Origin of the sequence: Microcystis sp. BLCC-F210, assembly GCF_042134685.1 — a bacterium.
Taxonomy (GTDB): Bacteria; Cyanobacteriota; Cyanobacteriia; order Cyanobacteriales; family Microcystaceae; genus Microcystis; species Microcystis aeruginosa_D.
Window position 1 is genome coordinate 56,691 of the sequence record NZ_CP169647.1, and the last position, 19,768, is coordinate 76,458.

Here is a 19,768-nt window from a genome sequence, read left to right on the forward strand (position 1 = left end):
ACTGATAACTAGATAATCACGGCTATTTTTTCACACTTTCACAATCGGTGGAGAGAGAGTTTCCGTCTGGTTAGAAACGGCGAGATTATTATTATTTTGGCCGTTATTTTGCGGCAATTGTCCCGAGGCTAAATTCTGCCCCTCTCCCGTAATCAAACGAGCGCCACGACCGCGGGTAAAATAATTCCAACCCCATTGCACCATCACCACTAATTTATTATCAAATTCGATCAGATAGTAAATATGGGCCCAAACCCAGACTAACCAAGCGATGAACCCAGAAAACTTGACAAATCCCAAATCAACCACGGCCGCATTTTGGCCGATCACTGCCAGACTACCTCGATCGATATAATGAAAAGGTTGAATAGTTTGCCCTTTTAGGCGAGAAATTAATAAATTCGCCAGATATTCGCCCTCCTGCATGGCCACAGGGGCAATTCCGGGTAAGGGTTTATCTCCCTGATGGGCAAAATTAGCCAGATCCCCGATCACAAAAATATTGCCATAACCGGCGATACTTAAATCGGGTTCAACGATTACCCGGCCGACGCGATCGAGATTTACCCCAGTTCTTTCGGCCAAAATTCGCCCCATTCTCGATGCTTTTACCCCTGCTGCCCATAAAATTGTCTCGGCAGCGATTTCTGTGGTTTTTTCTCCCTGACGGACGCTGACACAACCTTCCACAATATTGGTAACGATGCTGTTAGTTTGCACTGTCACCCCTAATTTTATGAGAGAAGCGGCAGCTTTAGCGGATAAATCGGGCGAATATGGAGGTAATACCCGATCCATCCCTTCTAAGAGCAAAATTTTCGCTTCTGTGGGGTTAATCTGGTGGAAATCAGACCTAAGCGCACCGTGGGCAATTTCTGCGATCGCTCCTGCTAATTCTACCCCCGTCGGTCCGCCACCGACAATAACAAAAGTTAATAAAGCTTGCCGCTTTTCGCCATCGATTTCTTTCTCGGCCTTCTCGAAAGCGAGATAGATGCGACGACGCATTTCTACTGCGTCTTCAATGGTTTTTAACCCCGGAGCGTAGGGCTGCCATTGATCATTGCCAAAATAGTGATGACTGACTCCCGTGGCAATAACTAATTGATCGTAGGCGATCGGTGGGTGATCTTCCAAGATCACTTCTCCCTTGACCGGATCTATATCTATGGCATGATCGAGGAGAATATCTGTATTGTCATGACCCCGTAGGATTAAGCGCAAAGGTGAGGAGATATCGGCCGGAGATAGCGCCCCAGTAGCGACTTGATAGAGGAGGGGCTGAAAAAGATGGAAATTTCGCTTATCGATGAGGGTAACATGAACGGGGGCGTTTTTTAGGGCTTTGGCCGTGTATAAACCCGCAAATCCGCCGCCGATGATAACAACTCTTGGCTGTTTTTTAGTCATTGCTTAACAATAATTCATAAATTTTTCCCTAGTGTAGTCCGGATTGTCACAATTTAGCGGTGACAAGCGTTACCGAAAACAGTAGTCTTTACCCTAGAAAAAAATATAAATACTGGCTTTTTTGACCAACCAAGAGGGCAAAACTAAGGAAGTACAGGGAATCTCCCCAGAATTTGACCTATATATGCTCGAAAAACTTGAAAAGACCGCTACGCCGTTTTACCTAAGTTTATGACCTGGGTTAACCAGGTGGGAACTTATATTCCGCATTTCTGTTTCCGAGTACAAGCTCGGTTTACTACCACACGGATTGGTTATTCGCTCCCTTATCACAATCAAGCATAGATCAAAAAACTTGAAAGGCAGTCACCAACGTAGAAGCCCGATTTGTTCTCATCATAGCATTTTTTTTCTCAGAGGCAAGGGGGGAAGTGGGGAAGTGGGGAAGTGGGGAAGTGGGGAAGTGGGGAAGTGGGGAAGTGGGCAAACTGTCTTATCACCCTATCACCCTATCACCCCAAAACCCTATCTCCTATCTCCCGTCTCCTGAATACTGACTTCTAACACCCAACACCTGATCTTGTTGGCTCTGTGAAAGTCTGGGACTACAATAGAGAAAAGTGACAATTTTTGCCAGAGTGATTACCGAGGACTAATAAAGAATGACGGCTATCCTAGGGAAACCTGCCACGCTTAACACTCCGATTCTGCACCGTCTTGCCAATGGTTTGACGATTATTGCCGAAAGTCAACCGGTAGAAGCGGTTAATCTCAATGTTTGGCTGCAGGTCGGCTCGGCCTTAGAATCGGATCAGATCAATGGCATGGCTCATTTTCTCGAACACATGGTTTTTAAGGGAACCCCTAACTTAGACAGTGGTGAATTTGAACGGGCGATCGAATCGAGGGGAGCGGTGACTAATGCCGCTACTAGCCAAGAATACACCCATTATTACATTACCACTGCCCCGCAGGACTTCGCCCATCTGGCCCCGCTGCAGCTAGAAGTGGTTTTAGAAGCTTTAATCCCTGATGAAGCTTTTGAGCGGGAAAGACAGGTTATTTTAGAAGAAATTCGTCGTTCTCAGGATAATCCCCGTCGTCGCACTTTTTATCGCACCATGGAGACTTGTTTTCAAGTTTTACCCTATCGTCGTCCAGTGTTGGGTCCGATGGCAGTGATTGAAAATCTTACTGCTCAACAAATGCGCGATTTTCATCGGACTTGGTATCGTCCCGAATGGATGACGGTGGCGGTGGTGGGTAATTTGCCGGTAGATGATTTAATGGCTATTGTGAGGGATTCTTTAGATACTTTAGGCAGTAAGGGCAATTCTGGGCTTATTTCTCATCCTATCGCTAATCTACAGCCCGAAGCTCCTTTTAACGAGATTATCCGTCAAGAATACGAGGATGAAAATTTGCAGCAGGCCCGCTTAATCCTATTTTGGAAAGTGCCGGGGTTGAGAGACTTAGAAAAAACCTATCCTCTCGATGTTTTAGCGGCTATTCTGGGTCAGGGCAAGGTATCGCGATTATTTCAGTCTCTGCGCCAAGAAAAGGGCTTAGTTTCCCAAATAACTGCCAGTAATATGTCCCAAGCAGTGCAAGGGGTGTTTTCCGTGTCGGCCCAATTAGCCTCGGAAAATATCGAGCAAGTGGAGAGAGAGGTGGTAGCACAGATTGGACAAATTCAACAAGAAGCTGTGACAGTTTCTGAACTGGAACGAGTTAAAACCCAAGTGGCCAATCGGTTTATTTTTAGCAATGAAAGACCGAGCGATCGAGCCAACCTTTACGGTTATTATCATACTCAGCTCGGTGATTTACAACCGGCTTTTTGTTATCCCCAACACATTGAAGCTCTCACTTTAGAAGATATTCAAAATGCCTGTCAAGAGTATTTAAATCCCCACGCTTACGGTGTGGTGGTGGTAAGACCAATTCAGTAATCAGTGAACAGTAATCAGTAATCAGTGAACAGTAATCAGTAATCAGTGAAAGAGCCTAAATTTGTTGAAAATTGAAAACCTAAACCTGATAACTTAAAACTTAAAACTTAAAACTTAAACCTGATAACTGATAATTGATAATTGATAACTGATAATTGATAACTGATAACTGATAACTGATAACTGATAACTGATAACTGATAACTGATAACCTATGTGGACTCAAATTGCTCGACATATTACCCAAACCACAGAAAAACCCTTTGAAATTGAGAAAAGTCATCCCGTTAGTGGTGGCTGTATCAATCAGGGTTATGCCGTTAGTGGCAATAGTTTAATTTATTTTGTTAAGATTAACCAAGCGAATCAAGAGGCCATGTTTGCAGCCGAAGCTTTAGGATTAAAGCAAATTCACGCTACCAAGACTATCAGGGTTCCAGAGCCAATTTGTTGGGGAATTGCTGATAAGTCGAGTTATTTAGTGCTAGAGTGGCTAGAATTTGGCGGTGGCAATAGTCAAAGCTGGGAAAAAATGGGGCAAAATTTAGCTCATTTACATCAAGTTTCCCTGTCCGATCGCTTTGGTTGGCAGTGTAATAATACCATTGGTTCTACTCCCCAGATTAATACCATTAGTAACAATTGGGCGGATTTTTTCGCTTATCAGCGTATTGGCTATCAATTAAGACTTGCGAAGGAGCGCGGGGGCAATTTTCCCGACGAGGATCAAGTTATTCCCGCTATTAGCGAGATTTTGAGTCAGCATCAACCCCATCCCTCTCTCGTCCACGGTGATTTGTGGTCGGGAAATGCGGCAATTACCGTCGATGGGGAACCAGTAATTTTAGACCCTGCCACCTATTGGGGAGACCGGGAGGTAGATTTAGCCATGACGGAACTTTTTGGCGGTTTTCCGGCGGCTTTTTATCGGGGTTATAACGATGTTTTCCCCCTCGATGCCGGTTATCAAAAGCGCAAAACTCTTTACAATCTCTACCACATTCTCAATCACTTTAATTTATTTGGTGGTGGTTACGCTTCCCAGGCCAATCGGATGTTACAGGAAATTCTTTAAGGGTTTTACTTGTGAATCTTTACCAAGGATAAATTATGTCTGTTCGAGAAAATACTGTGATTAAAACTCCAGAGACAAAAGTATGGACTGATGCAGAATTTATGGCGTTACCTGACGATGGTAATAGTTACGAATTGGTCAAGGGAGAGTTAATTAACATGGGCAATTCTGGGGCTTTACACGGTTATATTGCCATTATTTTAAGTGCTGCTTTATTCGCTTTAGTAACATCTCGAAAACTAGGAGTATTATTGGACTCCAGCACTGCTTTTACTATGAAAAATGGCAATAAACGCTCTCCTAATATAGCTTTTTTTGCTAAGGAACGTCTGCAAGGATTGGAAGAATTGCCGACGGGTTTTTTAGAAGGTGGGCCAGATTTAGTGGTAGAAATTCTCTCTCCAGGGAATACAGTGGCAGAAATCGAGGACAAAATTGCCGAGTATTTTGCCAATGGTACTCGTTTGCTCTGGGTTATCAGTCCAGGTCAACACTATGTTTTAGTTTATCGTTGCGGGTACGAACCGCAGGGATTATTAACATCAGGAGATTTTTTGGAGGGGGAAGATGTGGTTCTGGGGTTCACTTTTCCCGTGGCCGATTTGTTTCAAAAACTATCTTTTTGACTCTTTCTTCTCAACAAATCGGCTAATAAATCGGCACTGTCACTAATAGCTAGATGAGAAGCTTCTTGAGCCATGGCGGCCAATTTTTCGGGATTAGACCATAAATCGAGGACTAATTCGCTTAAAAACTGAGCAGTTAACTCATTTTGACGATAAAGATAAGCGGCTTGAGCTTCGGCGAAAACTTTGGCATTATAGAACTGATGGTCTTCGGCAGCAAAAGGATAGGGAATTAAAATCGAAGGCGTACAAGTGATCGCTAATTCTGTTAAAGTGCTGGCTCCGGAGCGACTGATAGCCAGATTAGCTCTTTGCCATAATCCCGCCATATTGTCGTAAAAAGGCCAGGAAAAATAGTTAGAATGGCGTAAACTATCTGCTTCGGGGTCGTTTTCTCCCGTGAGATGCACGATATAAATACCTTTTTCTAACCATTGGGGAGCGCTTTGTCGGACAATTTGATTAAGAGCCACGGCCCCCTGAGAACCACCGGCAACGACAATTAAAAAAGCATCCTCTGGAATCGGTAAATCTAGGGACTGGGGAATGAGAAACTGCTTGCGTACTGGTGTACTAACCCAAATGCTGCGAGTGCCGGGTAAATAGCTGGCGGTTCCCTGAAAACCGAGGGCAACCGTATCGCACCAGCGACCGAGAACTTTAGTGACTTTGCCCGGTATGTAGTTAGATTCGTGTAGGATGACGGGAATATTGGCTAAACGAGCCGCTAAAATGGTGGGTCCTGCGATATAACCCCCGGTGGTAAAAACTGCCGCTATCTGACGTTTTTTGATTAAACTACGCACTTGCCAAATGGCCCGCAGTTGACCGAACAGAATCTTGAGAGTTTTTAACCCCAAACGGGATTGAAACCCCTCAATCGGGATGCTGTGCAGGGGATAGGTTTTTGGAACTAAGGACTGTTCCAGACGGTCTGGAACTCCTAACCATTCAATCTCGTAATCCGGCAAGCGCTCGGCCAGGGCCAAAGCGGGAAATAAATGACCACCAGTACCACTAGCGGCAATCAGGAGACGGGTTGGAGTGCGTGCCATAATTCGAGAGAGGGTAAATTCAGTCCTAGAATGAAATAATCTACCATAGTTATCGATCCTTACACAAACTATCACTAATGCGTAACTTGAACACGATTCCCGATAAATTTTTTCGTCAATCCCTCAATTTTTCTCTATCGTTGCTGTTAGGTTTGGGGTTAACTTTTACCCTTGCCAACAGTTTGCGGGCCGAAAAGCCAGAAACTGCTCCAGCTAATTTAAAAACCCTTATCTCCAAAATTGAAACGGCGGCTAATGAGCGAAATCTCAAGCAATTAATGGAGTTTTATAGTCCGAAATTTACTAACTCCGATGGTTTGACCTACGAAAAAACTAAAAAGGCTTTAACTCATTTTTGGGAACGTTATAACAATCTAGAATACACCACGACCCTCGAATCTTGGAGTCGTTCTGGGGACAAGTTAACGGCCAATACAATTACTAAAATTACCGGGACGGGAAAGGTGCAGGGAAGAGTGGTGGGAATGAATGCCACGATTCGTTCTCGTCAGCAATTTCAAGGGAATAAACTGGTTTATCAGGAGATTTTAAGCGAGAGGGTTGAGTTAAGCACCGGCAAAAATCCTCCCAGTATTCAAGTGAGAATTCCGGAAAGGGTGAAAGTCGGTCAAGAATTTGATTTTGATGTGATTGTTCGCCAACCTTTAGGGGATGATTTATTGGCCGGAGCGGCGATCGATGAGAAAGTAGATATTGAGCGTTATATTAATACAAAGCCTCTAGAATTGGAATTATTACAGTCCGGCGGTTTGTTTAAGCGGGTAAAAGCGCCGGCAACACCAGAAAATCGTTGGTTATCGGCGATTTTAATTCAAGGAGATGGGATTGTTGTCGTTACTCAACGGGTTAAGGTAGAAAAATAAATTTTATCTGGCGGCTTTTTTGGCATTCCCCCTCTAGAGTTACCATCTTAGCTGCCCATAAACCACTGAGTACCAGTAACTAAATAATAGGCTCCCGTCGCCATCAGTGCCACGCTACCTAAACGGATAATCGTCTCGGAATGTTGCAATAAATTCCGGCTTTGTTTGGCTAGACCAGTAAATAAACTGGCCAAGAAAATGAGAATTGTATAACCAAGAGCATAACTAACCATGGTCAGGGTGCCGAGGACTTGAGAACCAGTAGCGGCAGCGGCGGCCAAAACAGCAAAGAGGACAGGACTAGCACAGGGAGAGCTAACAAGAGCAAAAGTTAATCCGACTCCGTAGGGACCTGCTTGGGGGAGATTTAAGTTCATTTGCGGTAAAGGTAGCTTAATTACTCCCAATAACCACAGACCCATGACCGCCATAATCAAACCGACAACAATATTAATATAACCTCGGTACTCCACCATCACCGCCCCAGCAAAGGAAGAAACTAAACCAAAAAGACTTAAAATTGTCACCGCTCCTAGTACAAATAAACCTGCTTTGCTGAAGGCATCCCAACGAGATTCTATTTTCAGGGTGCCAATATAGCTGAGGTTAACGGGTAATAGTGCCAGAATACAGGGAGATATGCTGGCAATTACGCCCCCCAAAAAAGCTAAGGGCAGTAAAATTAGAGGATTGGTTGTGTCTTGTCGATCTAACCATTGCTGATAGCTATTTTCGACGATCGAGATTGCTCTTTCCAGAGGATGGCCGATAATTGGTCCGATAGTAAGGACTAAAATAAGAGCTAGAAGCCCTAAAACCAGATAAAATAATAATTTTTTCGATATTTTCGCTTTTTTGTCAGGTTTCAACCCTTCGACTGACTCCGATACTCGTCGCATAAAATTCTCCTGAAATGATCCAAAAAAATAAAATTGCCCCGGGAGTCCTTGGCGATCGCTGGTACTCCCCAAGCTGGGCAATCTTCGACTATTTTTTATTAATAGCCGAGTTCAGTACGGAGGAATAGGCAGATTTATCGGCATTATTCCGGTATTGTGCCAAAATACTACCCGTAGCGGGATCAATAATCGCAATCATGCCAGTTTGGGACTTATTGGCCTCAAAAAAACGACCTAGACCCAATTCTTGGGCTTTGCGGGCTGATTTGTCCGCTTTCGAGCGATCGCTGACATCTAAGACGATAAAATTAGCTTTACCCGCGTAATCTTTTTTAAGTTGGGAAAGAGTGGGGGCAACATTTTTACAGGCAGGACACCAACTAGCATAGATATCGACAACCACGGGTTTTCCTTGCAATTGTCGCGCTAAGGGACCGCCCACATTACCCTGTTTAGCAGCGCAGGGATTTTTCGAGGCACAGGGATCAGTGCTAGCGCAGGGATTTTTCGAGGCACAGGGATTAGCTTGGGCAATACTAAAAGTACCTTTACTGACCACTGAATCAGAATTAGTCAAGGTTTTCGCCGATGTTCCAGCTACCAGGGAAACCGTAACCGCTAAACTACTAAGACAAAGACCGAGCCATAATAACGCTGATGGTTTACGCATGAGTTAAATTTTCCAATTAAGATTAGAGATTTTTTGGTAAGTCAAGGGTATTACCCCGGAAGAATCCAGCTTGCCACCGGAGGAAACCGGTGTAGCTGACAGTTAAGATTAAATTCTAGAAACCTGAGTCTCAGATGAAGACCAGATAGATAATAGATAAAAAATCTGACTTTAACTGGCAATTGCCCTCATCCATCCAGGAGAATCGTCCTTCAATCTTTTCAGCAAAAATTCATCTACCGATCACGAAGGGATCATCTTTTCCCGAAATCTTGCTGATAAAATCAAGAAGAAACCCGATTAATTGCGGCTAAAAGACAACTTTTCGCCCTAATATGCTAATTTAAACCATTCAGATCGCAACTATGACAGGAAAAGACTGGTTGGTGGATAATCATGGGCAATGCTCGGCCTACGAAATAACCCCCGCAAAATCCGAATTATCCCATCCCTACTGGCTCTATCGCTTTTTATCCGATCTAGAAGATACCTTAACCCAGATTAGCGACGATCGCTCACGATTAGAAGCAATTCGGATTCTAGTTCGCCAACTCTTAAACAATTCGCCCTGGTTGGATATTCTTAGTTTAGAACCCAATCCCGAAACCGGTTGGGAGGTATTAACCCTCTACGATGAGCCATTTTTTCCCCTGACAGTACAACTGGTCGCTTGGTCTGTGGGTAGCACTTCCCCGATTCATAATCATGGTTGTTGGGGGGTAGTAGCTTTGTTAAAGGGACAGGAAAAAAATAGCTTCTGGCAACGTTCCCCCACCCCCGAATTACCGGATCAGATTAGAAAAGTCGGCGATCGCCTACTCGTCCCGGGTGATATTCTCTGTTTAATGCCGGCTGCTATTCACCATATAGAAGCGATCGGAGATGAGCCAACTCTGAGCTTTAACCTGTACGGTGAAACTAACTATAGTCAGCGTTTCGAGTTCGATCCCGGACAAGGTACGGCGAAAAATTTTTAAATCTCCCTATTTTTGATCACTAACCATACACCCATGAAGCTACCTCGCCTTGTCGGCATTTTTGGGCAATTTTTGCCTAGTAAACCTGTTTCTACTAGTTCGCTTCAGTTTCGCTTAACCTTAGAACTATTGACCATCTCGATTATCGGACTTGGTAGCGTAGCCATTTGGGCCGGTTGGCAAATGGAGCAGAATTTAGTCGCTGCCCATAAACAAACTCTAGAATATATCGCCAAGCGTTTTCCTGAGCAGTTGGAAATGTACGCTCAGATGGGATCTCTGACTACGGGATTAGAAAAAACCATTGAGCGAGTCTCCACTGCGGGGTTAGTCATCTGGGTTAAAAACTCCGATGGACAACTGTTGGGACAGTCTCCTAGGGTTGATGGCAATGTCACCGAGATGCGTGCGGCGGCATCCCTAACCAGAGTACCCGATGCACCCCAAATTATTCACTTTGATGGACGCGATATTGTTTTATGTGGCACTCCTCTGACTATCAAGGGTCAACTGTCGGGGAAATTGTATCTATCCCAAGATATCACGGCCGATCACCAGAAATATCAGGCGGGGTTATGGGGCTTATTTTGGCTGAGTATTCTCGTCCTATTGAGCTTAATTGTCTTAATTTCCCAACGGATCCGTCAGGCTATGTTGCCGCTGACTCGCATGAGTCAAATTGCTAGTGCCGTTTCTGCCGATGATTTAAATGGGGCGAAATTGCAACTTGAACAAGCGCCAGATGAAATTTTAGGACTAGCTACCGCTTTTAATCAGATGTTGTGGCGATTATCGGGAGCTTGGGAACAGCAACGTCAGTTTGTCGGCAATGTTTCCCATGAACTGCGTACCCCTCTAACAGTCGTGATCGGTTATTTACAAAGTCTCCAGCGACGCAGCACTAATTTAAATCCCTACCAACAGCAAGCTCTGGAAACAGCCACGTCAGAAACCGAGAGAATTATCCGGATGTTACAAGATTTGCTCGATCTCGCCCGTGCCGATAGCGGTCATCTCCATTTTCGCTCCCATCCTATTATTCTCAATACTTTGCTGACAGAAGTGGCAGCGATGAGTCAAAAAGTTAGCGATCGCAAGATGACTTTATTATTAACCAATGAAGATGTGGTAATTTGTGGCGACCAAGATCGATTACAGCAAGTTTTAATCAATTTGCTCGATAATGCGATCAAGTATTCTACCCCCGAGCAACCAGTCGATCTGATCTTAGAAAAGCAGGCTAATTCGGCTCTTATCCATGTACGCGATCGGGGAATCGGTATCTCTCTCTCCCATCAAAATCGCATTTTTGAACGGTTTTATCGGGTTGATGAGTCGATGACTCGCTCGCGAGACGGCACGGGTTTGGGTTTGGCGATCGCTAAAAGTCTAATTGAAGGAATGGAGGGTCGCATCACTCTCCGCTCTCAACCCGGTCAAGGCAGTACCTTTACTATCATTCTACCTCTCTGGCAACCGCAGTTATGAACGACCATATTCTTCTCGTAGAAGATGATCCCAAGCTCGCCGAATTTATCGCCACAGAACTTCATTTAGAAGGCTATCAAGTTACTATTGCTTCTAATGGCATGGATGGACTGAAAATCGCTAGGGATTCTTTACCAGATTTGTTAATTTTAGATTGGATGCTGCCGGTTATTTCTGGATTAGATTTATGTTTACGACTGCGAAAAACCGGGATGGAAGCACCGATTATTATTTTAACAGCTAAAGATGAAATCCCCGATCGAGTGACGGGCTTAAATGCCGGAGCCGATGATTATGTTACTAAACCTTTTAGCATGGAAGAACTCTTAGCTAGGGTGAAAGCTCGTTTACGTCGCACCCATGCCCAAGATTTAAATATATTTACTTTTGAAGATTTGACCTTGAATTGTCTTGCTCGGGAAGTGTATCGAGATAGTCAATTGATTGAATTAACGGCTAAAGAGTTTGACTTATTAGAGTTTATCTTACGTCATCCCCGGCAGGTACTCACTCGCGAGCAAATTCTTGAAACCGTTTGGGGTTACGATTTTATGGGCGATTCTAATATTATTGAAGTGTATATTCGTGCCTTACGGGTTAAGTTGGAGTCTGCTAATCCTAAACGTTTGATCCAGACAGTGCGAGGAGTAGGCTACGTTTTAAGAGATTATGCTTAATTGTGATTTATCAGAGGAACCGAGGGAGGAATTATTTAGCCCTGATTTGATCAAAAAGGCTGTAATAAATACTCTGATTAAATCTAGAGATGGGAAACATCCCTCGTCCATACTTTAAATTTTGTTAAATTTACTTGACCAAAAGACGTTGTTAGGGCAGCATCGACGGCATCTAAGCCGCGAGTCATTAAAATTCGCCCGATTCTGGGGGTGTTATGACGAGCATCAAAAGTGTACCATTGATGGTCTAAATAGACTTCAAACCAAGCACTAAAATCCATCGGTAGAGGTTGGGGAGAAATACCGATATCTCCGAGATATCCAGAGGCATAACGAGCAGGAATATTTAGGCAACGGCAAAAAGTCAAAGCTAGGTGATTAAAATCGCGACAAACCCCCGTTCTTTCCCGATAGACATCATAGGCGGTTTTCGTCACCCGCGCGTATTCGTAACCAAAACGAATGTGACTATGAACCCAATCACAAACCGCTTGTACCCTTCCCCAACCAGGGGGAGTTTGTCCGAAAAGTTCCCAGGCAGTTTCCGAAAGCAAATCTACTTCACAATAACGACTACTCATTAAGTAGGGGAAAACTTGGGTTGGTAACTCTGCTAAAGGAATTTCTTGGGCATTCCAATTAACAATATCGGGTTTCCATTCATTCTCGATAACTGCTTCATTGTGAACGCGGATCTGTCCGGCGGGTAAAATTAGACGACTGGTTCGATTACCGAAACTATCTAAAAATTCTTCTATTTTTGTTGCTGGTTGCACCCGCAAGTTTTCCGATTGTCTAACTTGATCTAAAATTGAGGGGTGTAGATAAAGTTTTAACAACATGACTAGGGGTAAAGGGGCATCAAAGCCAAATTCGTAACCAACATGGATTAACATTAGGCCTCCTATCTAGATGAAATTTTGTCAGGATTGGTAGAGATGGAACGCAAATAATCGTCAGACTGAAAAAATTTAGGCCTGACCACTTAGTTAAAAGTTTGAGGAGAAAGTAATAGTTAAGCTGAAAACCGATAAGTAGTCGTGCAAAATTAATTTCCCAGTGAAGATAGGCAAGAGGCAAGAGGCAAGAGGTGGTTAGATATATGTAATTAATTTTGCTTAGGTACTTAAGCTTGATACAGAGTTACTCTCATTGTAAACTACTTCAAATAAAAGCTTTGTAACTTTGAACACAAGCCATCAGCAGGATTAGATCTGTTAAAAAGAGTCCGAGGTGGATGGTTCCTCTAATAGACGGATTTCAATGGGGATGTAGGCCAGTTTAGCAAAAATCTTTTGTTGATAACTGACAGGCCACCATTCGTAAAGAAAAATTTCTAAAGGTCGCCAGAAGGCCACCCAACCACTAATTAATAATCCTTCTTCTAAGAAGTGAATAAATGTATCGCTGCCAAAACGACCAATTAATTCGCTGAGACTCAAACAAACAAAAAGAAAGGAGAGACCAATTATTAAAGATATGCGTCCCTGTCGCCAAATTGTGCGTAATTTTCTTTGTTCTCCCTGTTGGCGATAGTCAAAATAATTATGTAAAGCTGAGGGTAACAAATTTCGAGCATTATCCTGTTCTTTATCAGGAAGATAAAAGACTAATTTAAGGGAGGTATTGATGGGAAATTCATTCACAGAGTTAATAATATAATTTTCGGCATTATCATCTAAATCTCTATCTAAAAATGGCGAAGGATCAAGAGAATTAAAGACTTGCTGTAACTGATTAAGTTTAATTTCAATTAAGTAAGTTCCTTCCTCCTCTCGATAATAGGATTGTAATTTATTTACCAGTTTAGACATTAGTTGTTAATGTTAAGCAAATGGGGTGAACTGATACAACTAAAATCTACTACTAGAAGTTAATTAATCTTGCCTATGCAGGCTGAAGATTGAACTATCTCTGAGAATATTTTAGCTGTATCAGTCCCAGAACATTAATTTAATTTAGCGACCGAAACCGGCGTACCAAAAATAAGTGACCATGGGAATTACTGTAGCTAAAACCAGTAAAACTATCACCCAAATTGTGGCATTTTTATCGTCAGTTTCTTCTGCGGTAGTAAAGGTACTTTCGATATTAATTGTCGCTACTTCCGGCGGTCCGGGATCCGCTTCTCCAGAAAGTACCGCCGTTAGACGACGACTAGCATCGAGTAAAGCTTGATTATATTTTCCCCCATCTTTGAGGGGAACTGCCATAGTTTCCGAGAGGATACTATCGGCAATAGCATCGGTTAATAGGGTTTTTGCTTCCTCGCCAACCCGCATAGCTGTTTTATTGGTTAAAGTATCAAGGACGATGATAGTTTGATTAGTCCGATCTTCAGGATTAGGATACCATTCTCTCAGGATATCATCGGCTAAATTGTCAATTTTTTGACCGTAATCCAAGCGCCGGACTACCACCATTCTCACTTCTTGTCCGGTTTTTTCGGCGAGATTTTTCAGATCCTTATTTAATTTTCCCTCGTTAGCGGCACTAATGGCTGAAACAGGATCGACCACATAAGTGGGCGCTCCGGGGCTTAAAATAGGAAGGTCATAGACTCCCATGGCAGCAGCCGGTGACAGGGAAACACCCAAGACTACACAGCAGGAGAGAAGGAGAGAAGCTAATAATTTGAGCATATTGATTCGGTAAAATTCCTATAGAACATAATAGGGGAAAAGTTTACTGTTTTTTGATTAGGAAGACAGGAGATGGGAAGTGGGGAAGTGGGGAAGTGGGGAAGTAGGGAAGTGGGGTGATGGGGAAAATCAACTAATACCCTAAAACCCTACAACCCCAACACCCAAACTTTTTTAACTGATAACTGATAACTGATAACTGATTATGAGTGATTTTGAGGAACTAGAGTTTAAAAAACGGGAAAAACCCCTAGAAACGCAGTCCTATCGCGATAACTTGCTCTCGCGGGTGACAAGATTACTAATTTCTCAAGATGTCCACTTGGCGATCGATCATACCCTAGAACTGCTCTGTCAATTTACCCAGAGCGCTCACTGTTACATTATTCAATATTCCACCTGTCGTCAGCAGTGGAGTATGGTTTATGAATACTGTCACCCCGACTATCCGCAGGTTATCCCGATTCGGGAACAATCACAAAATCTCTCGACGGAAACCTTTCCCTGGTTTTCGGAACAATTATTAAACGGTATTCCAGTTAAACTGAACTCTTTAGACGATTTACCCGCTACTGCTATCCCTGAAAGAACTATTCTCGCTCATAGTCCTACTCCCTGTCTCTTAATCGTTCCCATGTGGGATAGTTGCGGGGTAACGGTGGGTTATCTGGGATTGGATGCAAGTGCAGAAAAGCAATGGACAGGGGAAGATGTCACCTTCGTCCGGTTGTTGGGAGAATTAATTGCGATCGCACAAAGTAGATATGAAGCGGAAAAAGAGTTAAAAGAAGCTAAAGAAGCGGCAGTTAAGGCAAATAAAGCTAAAAGTGAGTTTCTAGCTAACATGAGCCATGAATTACGCACTCCTCTTAATGCTATCTTGGGTTTTACTCGCTTAATATCCCGGGATAGCAGCATCAGCAGTGAATATCGCCAATATTTGGAAATTGTCAATCGTAGCGGGGAACATTTATTAGAGTTAATCAACGATATTCTAGAAATGTCGAAGATAGAAGCGGGAAGAACGGTTTTTAACCCCAGTAATTTCGATTTATACGCTCTTTTAGATAATATTGCCGAAATGCTCCGTCCCCAAGCGCAAGCAAAAGCTTTAAGCTTAATTTTTGATCGCAGCTCCGATCTTCCTCAATACATATGTACTGATGAAAGTAAATTGCGACAGGTGTTCATCAATCTCTTGGGTAACGGATTGAAGTTTACCGAGTCGGGAGGGGTAACTCTCCGGGGAAAAGTAGGGGAGAAAAGAGGAGATTACCAGCGATTGCTCTGGGAAATTGAAGACACAGGCGCAGGAATCGCCCCAGAGGAGATTTATAAGCTATTTCAACCCTTTAACCAAACGGAAACGGGACGAAAATCCCAACAGGGGACAGGATTGGGTTTACCTATCAGTAAAAAATTTGTTGAGTTGATGGGAGGTGCGATCGGGGTTAGTAGTATTCTGGGTCAAGGAAGTGTTTTTAGTTTTGATATTCAGGTGGGTTTAGTGGGGGAAAATGAGATTAAAACCGAAACCAATAGGGCAAAAGTGATCGCTTTAGAGGAAAATCAGCCTAAATATCGCATATTAGTGGTCGATGATCGACCAGAAAGCCGTTTACTGTTGCTGAAACTCCTGACTACCCTAGGATTATCCGTGCAAGAAGCTGCTAATGGACAAGAAGCGATCGCAATTTGGCAAGCATGGCAACCTCATCTTATCTGGATGGACATGAGAATGCCAGTGAAAGACGGTTACGAAGCAACCAGGGAAATTCGGCAGTTAGAGGCTGATAATCGCGGAAAAACGGTAATAATTGCCCTAACTGCCAGTGCTTTTGAAGAGGATCGCGCCTTGGTTATTGCCGCCGGTTGTGATGATTTCGTGCGTAAACCTTTCCGAGAGGAAGTTATTTGGCAAAAAATGGGCGAATATTTAGGATTAAAATATATTTATGCTGATAATGAGCCAAATCAGCCCAATTATTCGCCAGTTTTCCTCGATTCCCTGCAATCCCTATTAAAATTAATCAGTCCCGACTGGATTGGACAATTGCAACAAGCGGCGCGAGAATGTGATGATGAAAAAATTATCGCCCTAACCGCAGAAATTCCCCCCGATTATGCTATCCTTACCCAAGGTTTACAACAGTTAGCCAGAGAATTTTCCTTTGATGCGATCGAAAACATAATTAAAGATTTAAACATATCTTAAGAGAGTATTTTATCCATACCTCAAAAACGTGATATTCTAAAGGCATAAATCCCTAAATATGGCAATTTTAAAGGATGAAACTGTTAAAAATGCTCATCGGTACTTGGTTAATACTACCGATTTTTTCTGTTAATGCTCAAGTTCCCTCGCTGCCCCCAATTAAGCAAAATTCCCCCAATCTTGATGATCTACCGAATAATCCCACCCAGCAGAGAAATTGGGTTTGTAACCAAGGAGATCAACGCATTGCCGTGGCTGCCAAAGAAGTGCAAGGTTGGAAAGAATTAATTGAAAAACAAGGTTGGCAATGTAATGAAGGAAATACCGATATACCCGATCAAACTCTCAGCTTTTCCTGTGAACCAGAACAAACCATCGGCATCTTGACAGTTTACTGGTTAAATGGTAGTAATGGTCAACAACAATTAAGCCAATGGCGGGATAAATTAGCGGCACAACAGGGTATGGTTTGTACCATTAATAACGTGCAGTTATTCGATACTCAAGAAAATATACCCAACCCATCACAACCATGATTAAATTAGCAGTTTTGCCTCAATCTATCCTCCTGGGTATCGGTTTACTATTAAGCAATTCTCTGCCCTTACTTGCCCAATCTACACCCCTGAGCGTCGATAATTTAAGAAACACCGTCTATAACATTCCCAATCGGGGTTCCGTAATTGTCAGCGATGGTATTTTTCAATCCAATGAAGGACCAATTTTAGGAGTACAAGTCAGTCGAGAAGCCTTGATGGGGGACTATAATAATGATCAAAGGACTGATGGTATTGTCGTATTAAGAGTGATTACTAGAGAGCAACAGCAATTACATTATTTAGCCCTAGTGATTGATAATAATGGTACTGCCACTAACACCGATACTGTCCTGTTAGCCGATCGAGTAATTGTCGATAATCTGAGTGCTAAAGATGGTATGATCACCGTCAACATGAGAAGATTTCTCCCCCGGGATCCTTCCTGTTGTCCATCGGGAGTTATCACCCAACAATTTGCGATTAATCCTAGTATTAATCAATTGACTTTACTGAGTACCAACGAAAGTCAACCCACCACCCCCAATGTGCAGTTAGTACCTACTTCCCCCCTGAGAATTAATAATAGTAATCTCCCCTTTCAACCTCCTGCTGGGGCCATCCAAATCCGCTTTTAACCTTATTTTTGGTGCGTTACGCTTCCCTAACGCACCCTACCTTTTTACTTAACAAGAAATGGCCTACAAATATCCCATCCAACGCTGGTATATTGCCGCAACTAATCCCGAAAAAATCGAGGGGTTAGCGCGGGAAATGGGATTATCATCCTTATTAGCAACTATCTTAATTAATCGCGGTATTGATACCCCCGAATTAGCTAAAACTTATATAGATCCTGAAGCGGATATCCTACCCTCTCCCCTGGGAGAATTTCCCGACTTAGAAAAAAGTGTCAATTTATTAGTAAAAGCGATCGCTAGAGGCGATAAAATTGCTATCTGTGGGGACTACGATGCCGATGGCATGACCAGTACATCTTTACTGCTAAGAGCCTTGAGACATCTCGGTGCTAGGGTAAATCATGCCATACCTAGTCGCATGAAAGAGGGATACGGAATTAATCAGCGCATTGTCGAAGAATTTGCCGAATCGGGAGTCGGATTGATTCTCACCGTTGATAATGGTATTTCCGCTCACGAACCGATCGCCCTAGCGATAGAATTAGGATTAAAAGTTATTATCACCGATCATCACGATCTGCCGCCAATTTTACCAAATGCCTCCGCTATTCTCAACCCAAAATTATTAACCCCGAACTCTCCCTATCAGGGATTAGCGGGGGTGGGAGTCGCCTATATTTTAGCGGTGACAACTGCCCAAAAAATGGGTAAATTACAGGGATTAACCGAGTCATTATTATCATTATTTACCCTAGGCACTATAGCAGATTTAGCTCCATTAATTGGGGTAAATCGTCGCTGGTTAAAACGGGGTTTAAGAAAATTACCCAAATCCCAATTAGTTGGGATTCAATCCCTCATGCAAATAGCGGGAATTAGCGAGGAACAAAAGCAATTACAACCGGATGATATTGGCTTTAAATTGGGGCCGAGAATTAATGCCATTGGCAGAATTGGCGATCCCCAGATAGTTATTGAATTATTAACCACCGATGATGCGGGAATTGCCTTAGAAAGAGCGATGCAGTGCGAACAAATTAATCGTACCCGTCAAGAATTGTGCGAAAAAATTGAAGAAGAAGCGATTAAATTAGTAGAAGAAACGCCGATTCTTTGGCAAAAAGATCGAGTTTTGGTATTAGTCGAAAAAGATTGGCATCATGGGGTAATTGGTATTGTGGCCTCCCGTTTGGTGGAACGCTACGGAGTGCCAGTTTTTATCGGTACTTACGAGGAAGAAGATGCGGGTAAAATTCGCGGATCTGCCAGAGGAATTGAAGAATTTCACGTTTTTGAAGCCCTGCAATTTTGCCAAGATTTACTAGGAAAATTTGGCGGTCATAAAATGGCGGGGGGTTTTAGTTTACCCACAGCTAATTTACTAGCATTTAAACAAAGATTAAGTCAATTTTCTCACAAAATTTTACAAATAGAACAATTAAAACCTTTAATTAAAATTGATACTATCATCGATTTTAAACAAATTACTCTAGAACTTTTTCAACAAATTGATAGTTTGCAACCCTGGGGAATTGGCAATGAATTACCCGTTTTTTCGACTCCTAACGTGCGCGTAGTGGAACAGAAAACTATCGGAAAAAATCATTTAAAATTATTGCTGGCTCAAAGGGATGATACCAGAATTAAAGCCCTAGCATGGCGTTGGGGCGAATATTGTCCTTTACCAACTCGTTTAGATATTGCCTATAAACTTAAAGAAAATACTTGGAATGGTAATACAACCATAGAAATTGAATTAGTGGGAGTGCGATTACCCCAAGAAAATGATAATATTAAAAAAGCAATTTTTATGCACGCCGATAAAATGTATCAATGTAGTTTTTGGGGTGATTTAAACGAGATTCGCATCAAAAATGAACAGGGCGATATTTTAGTCGTGCAGAAAGGGCAGCGCATTGGTTTATTAGGCAAAAATCGGCAACAAGCTAGAGAAGTCAACGTGACTGAACCCCGTTTTTATACTTTAATTAAAGTTGCCATCAAAGCTTTGGCTATCTAGC

18 protein-coding genes and 1 other RNA gene are annotated in these 19,768 nt (G+C 42.8%); 11 read left to right on the forward strand and 8 right to left on the reverse strand.

What is annotated here, in order from left to right; all coding sequences use genetic code 11:
• Window positions 1-30: 30 nt before the first annotated feature.
• Window positions 31-1,410, reverse strand: coding sequence for an NAD(P)/FAD-dependent oxidoreductase (locus ACE3JL_RS00265; protein ID WP_375328589.1), 1,380 nt, complete (start codon window positions 1,408-1,410; stop codon window positions 31-33).
• 199 nt (window positions 1,411-1,609) lie between these two features.
• Window positions 1,610-1,797: non-coding RNA, 6S RNA (gene ssrS / locus ACE3JL_RS00270), on the reverse strand.
• Between the two features lie 275 nt (window positions 1,798-2,072).
• Between ssrS and ACE3JL_RS00275 the strand changes: the two genes are divergently transcribed.
• The 3 genes from ACE3JL_RS00275 to ACE3JL_RS00285 all read left to right on the forward strand — a co-directional run bounded on the left by ACE3JL_RS00275 (window position 2,073) and on the right by ACE3JL_RS00285 (window position 5,063).
• Window positions 2,073-3,362, forward strand: a complete 1,290-nt coding sequence (locus ACE3JL_RS00275) for a M16 family metallopeptidase (protein WP_375328590.1) — start codon at window positions 2,073-2,075, stop codon at window positions 3,360-3,362.
• A gap of 214 nt (window positions 3,363-3,576) precedes the next feature.
• The gene (locus ACE3JL_RS00280) at window positions 3,577-4,437 is read left to right on the forward strand and encodes a fructosamine kinase family protein (protein ID WP_271989154.1); all 861 of its coding nucleotides are present in this window, start codon (window positions 3,577-3,579) and stop codon (window positions 4,435-4,437) included.
• A gap of 35 nt (window positions 4,438-4,472) precedes the next feature.
• Window positions 4,473-5,063: a Uma2 family endonuclease gene (locus ACE3JL_RS00285; RefSeq protein ID WP_375328591.1), complete on the forward strand. Its 591-nt coding sequence runs from the start codon at window positions 4,473-4,475 to the stop codon at window positions 5,061-5,063.
• Here the strand turns inward: ACE3JL_RS00285 and murG are convergent.
• Window positions 5,045-6,118 (reverse strand): undecaprenyldiphospho-muramoylpentapeptide beta-N-acetylglucosaminyltransferase, encoded by a 1,074-nt coding sequence (gene murG / locus ACE3JL_RS00290; RefSeq protein ID WP_375328592.1) that lies wholly within the window; start codon window positions 6,116-6,118, stop codon window positions 5,045-5,047. The two genes, ACE3JL_RS00285 and murG, sit on opposite strands and share 19 nt — an antisense overlap.
• 77 nt (window positions 6,119-6,195) lie before the next feature.
• Between murG and ACE3JL_RS00295 the strand changes: the two genes are divergently transcribed.
• On the forward strand, window positions 6,196-7,002 hold the full coding sequence (locus ACE3JL_RS00295; protein ID WP_271989150.1) for a nuclear transport factor 2 family protein: 807 nt from the start codon (window positions 6,196-6,198) through the stop codon (window positions 7,000-7,002).
• A gap of 47 nt (window positions 7,003-7,049) precedes the next feature.
• Here the strand turns inward: ACE3JL_RS00295 and ACE3JL_RS00300 are convergent, their stop codons facing one another.
• Window positions 7,050-7,901, reverse strand: a complete 852-nt coding sequence (locus tag ACE3JL_RS00300; protein WP_002741108.1) for a cytochrome c biogenesis CcdA family protein — start codon at window positions 7,899-7,901, stop codon at window positions 7,050-7,052.
• An 88-nt stretch (window positions 7,902-7,989) separates the two neighbouring features.
• Window positions 7,990-8,571, reverse strand: a complete 582-nt coding sequence (locus ACE3JL_RS00305; protein ID WP_002741102.1) for a thioredoxin family protein — start codon at window positions 8,569-8,571, stop codon at window positions 7,990-7,992.
• 365 nt (window positions 8,572-8,936) lie between these two features.
• On the opposite strand from ACE3JL_RS00305, the gene ACE3JL_RS00310 reads away from it, so the two are divergent.
• From ACE3JL_RS00310 to ACE3JL_RS00320, 3 genes are read left to right on the forward strand one after another with little or no spacing between them, the layout of a single operon-like run.
• The gene (locus tag ACE3JL_RS00310) at window positions 8,937-9,548 is read left to right on the forward strand and encodes a cupin (RefSeq protein WP_271989147.1); all 612 of its coding nucleotides are present in this window, start codon (window positions 8,937-8,939) and stop codon (window positions 9,546-9,548) included.
• A gap of 33 nt (window positions 9,549-9,581) precedes the next feature.
• Complete coding sequence (locus ACE3JL_RS00315) at window positions 9,582-11,036, forward strand: sensor histidine kinase (protein WP_375328593.1); 1,455 nt, start codon at window positions 9,582-9,584, stop codon at window positions 11,034-11,036.
• A complete protein-coding gene (locus ACE3JL_RS00320) occupies window positions 11,033-11,713 on the forward strand; it encodes a response regulator transcription factor (protein ID WP_375328594.1) in 681 nt (226 codons plus the stop codon). Before ACE3JL_RS00315 ends, ACE3JL_RS00320 begins: the two co-directional genes overlap by 4 nt.
• A gap of 83 nt (window positions 11,714-11,796) precedes the next feature.
• Here ACE3JL_RS00320 and ACE3JL_RS00325 read toward each other — a convergent pair whose 3' ends face one another.
• The 3 genes from ACE3JL_RS00325 to psb32 form a co-directional block, all read right to left on the reverse strand.
• Window positions 11,797-12,609: a transglutaminase family protein gene (locus ACE3JL_RS00325; RefSeq protein WP_271989144.1), complete on the reverse strand. Its 813-nt coding sequence runs from the start codon at window positions 12,607-12,609 to the stop codon at window positions 11,797-11,799.
• Between the two features lie 321 nt (window positions 12,610-12,930).
• Complete coding sequence (locus tag ACE3JL_RS00330) at window positions 12,931-13,527, reverse strand: hypothetical protein (protein ID WP_375328595.1); 597 nt, start codon at window positions 13,525-13,527, stop codon at window positions 12,931-12,933.
• Window positions 13,528-13,671: 144 nt separating this feature from the next.
• On the reverse strand, window positions 13,672-14,355 hold the full coding sequence (gene psb32, locus ACE3JL_RS00335) for a photosystem II repair protein Psb32 (protein WP_271989141.1): 684 nt from the start codon (window positions 14,353-14,355) through the stop codon (window positions 13,672-13,674).
• Between the two features lie 205 nt (window positions 14,356-14,560).
• On the opposite strand from psb32, the gene ACE3JL_RS00340 reads away from it, so the two are divergent.
• The 4 genes from ACE3JL_RS00340 (at window position 14,561) to recJ (ending at window position 19,767) form a co-directional block, all read left to right on the forward strand.
• Window positions 14,561-16,570, forward strand: a complete 2,010-nt coding sequence (locus ACE3JL_RS00340) for a GAF domain-containing hybrid sensor histidine kinase/response regulator (protein WP_271989140.1) — start codon at window positions 14,561-14,563, stop codon at window positions 16,568-16,570.
• Window positions 16,571-16,644: 74 nt separating this feature from the next.
• Window positions 16,645-17,106, forward strand: a complete 462-nt coding sequence (locus tag ACE3JL_RS00345; RefSeq protein WP_271989138.1) for a hypothetical protein — start codon at window positions 16,645-16,647, stop codon at window positions 17,104-17,106.
• Window positions 17,103-17,744: a hypothetical protein gene (locus ACE3JL_RS00350; protein WP_375328596.1), complete on the forward strand. Its 642-nt coding sequence runs from the start codon at window positions 17,103-17,105 to the stop codon at window positions 17,742-17,744. Before ACE3JL_RS00345 ends, ACE3JL_RS00350 begins: the two co-directional genes overlap by 4 nt.
• Window positions 17,745-17,802: 58 nt before the next feature.
• Window positions 17,803-19,767 (forward strand): single-stranded-DNA-specific exonuclease RecJ, encoded by a 1,965-nt coding sequence (gene recJ / locus ACE3JL_RS00355; protein ID WP_375328597.1) that lies wholly within the window; start codon window positions 17,803-17,805, stop codon window positions 19,765-19,767.
• Window position 19,768 lies beyond the last annotated feature (1 nt).

Coding starts and splice junctions, on each gene's coding strand:
- ACE3JL_RS00265 (WP_375328589.1), bottom strand. CDS start 1,410: ATGACTAAAAAACAGCCAAGAGTTGTTATCATCGGCGGCGGATTTGCG.
- ACE3JL_RS00310 (WP_271989147.1), top strand. CDS start 8,937: ATGACAGGAAAAGACTGGTTGGTGGATAATCATGGGCAATGCTCGGCC.
- ACE3JL_RS00300 (WP_002741108.1), bottom strand. CDS start 7,901: ATGCGACGAGTATCGGAGTCAGTCGAAGGGTTGAAACCTGACAAAAAA.
- ACE3JL_RS00280 (WP_271989154.1), top strand. CDS start 3,577: ATGTGGACTCAAATTGCTCGACATATTACCCAAACCACAGAAAAACCC.
- ACE3JL_RS00315 (WP_375328593.1), top strand. CDS start 9,582: ATGAAGCTACCTCGCCTTGTCGGCATTTTTGGGCAATTTTTGCCTAGT.
- ACE3JL_RS00350 (WP_375328596.1), top strand. CDS start 17,103: ATGATTAAATTAGCAGTTTTGCCTCAATCTATCCTCCTGGGTATCGGT.
- murG (WP_375328592.1), bottom strand. CDS start 6,118: ATGGCACGCACTCCAACCCGTCTCCTGATTGCCGCTAGTGGTACTGGT.
- ACE3JL_RS00325 (WP_271989144.1), bottom strand. CDS start 12,609: ATGTTAATCCATGTTGGTTACGAATTTGGCTTTGATGCCCCTTTACCC.
- ACE3JL_RS00345 (WP_271989138.1), top strand. CDS start 16,645: ATGAAACTGTTAAAAATGCTCATCGGTACTTGGTTAATACTACCGATT.
- psb32 (WP_271989141.1), bottom strand. CDS start 14,355: ATGCTCAAATTATTAGCTTCTCTCCTTCTCTCCTGCTGTGTAGTCTTG.
- ACE3JL_RS00340 (WP_271989140.1), top strand. CDS start 14,561: ATGAGTGATTTTGAGGAACTAGAGTTTAAAAAACGGGAAAAACCCCTA.
- recJ (WP_375328597.1), top strand. CDS start 17,803: ATGGCCTACAAATATCCCATCCAACGCTGGTATATTGCCGCAACTAAT.
- ACE3JL_RS00295 (WP_271989150.1), top strand. CDS start 6,196: ATGCGTAACTTGAACACGATTCCCGATAAATTTTTTCGTCAATCCCTC.
- ACE3JL_RS00305 (WP_002741102.1), bottom strand. CDS start 8,571: ATGCGTAAACCATCAGCGTTATTATGGCTCGGTCTTTGTCTTAGTAGT.
- ACE3JL_RS00285 (WP_375328591.1), top strand. CDS start 4,473: ATGTCTGTTCGAGAAAATACTGTGATTAAAACTCCAGAGACAAAAGTA.
- ACE3JL_RS00320 (WP_375328594.1), top strand. CDS start 11,033: ATGAACGACCATATTCTTCTCGTAGAAGATGATCCCAAGCTCGCCGAA.
- ACE3JL_RS00275 (WP_375328590.1), top strand. CDS start 2,073: ATGACGGCTATCCTAGGGAAACCTGCCACGCTTAACACTCCGATTCTG.
- ACE3JL_RS00330 (WP_375328595.1), bottom strand. CDS start 13,527: ATGTCTAAACTGGTAAATAAATTACAATCCTATTATCGAGAGGAGGAA.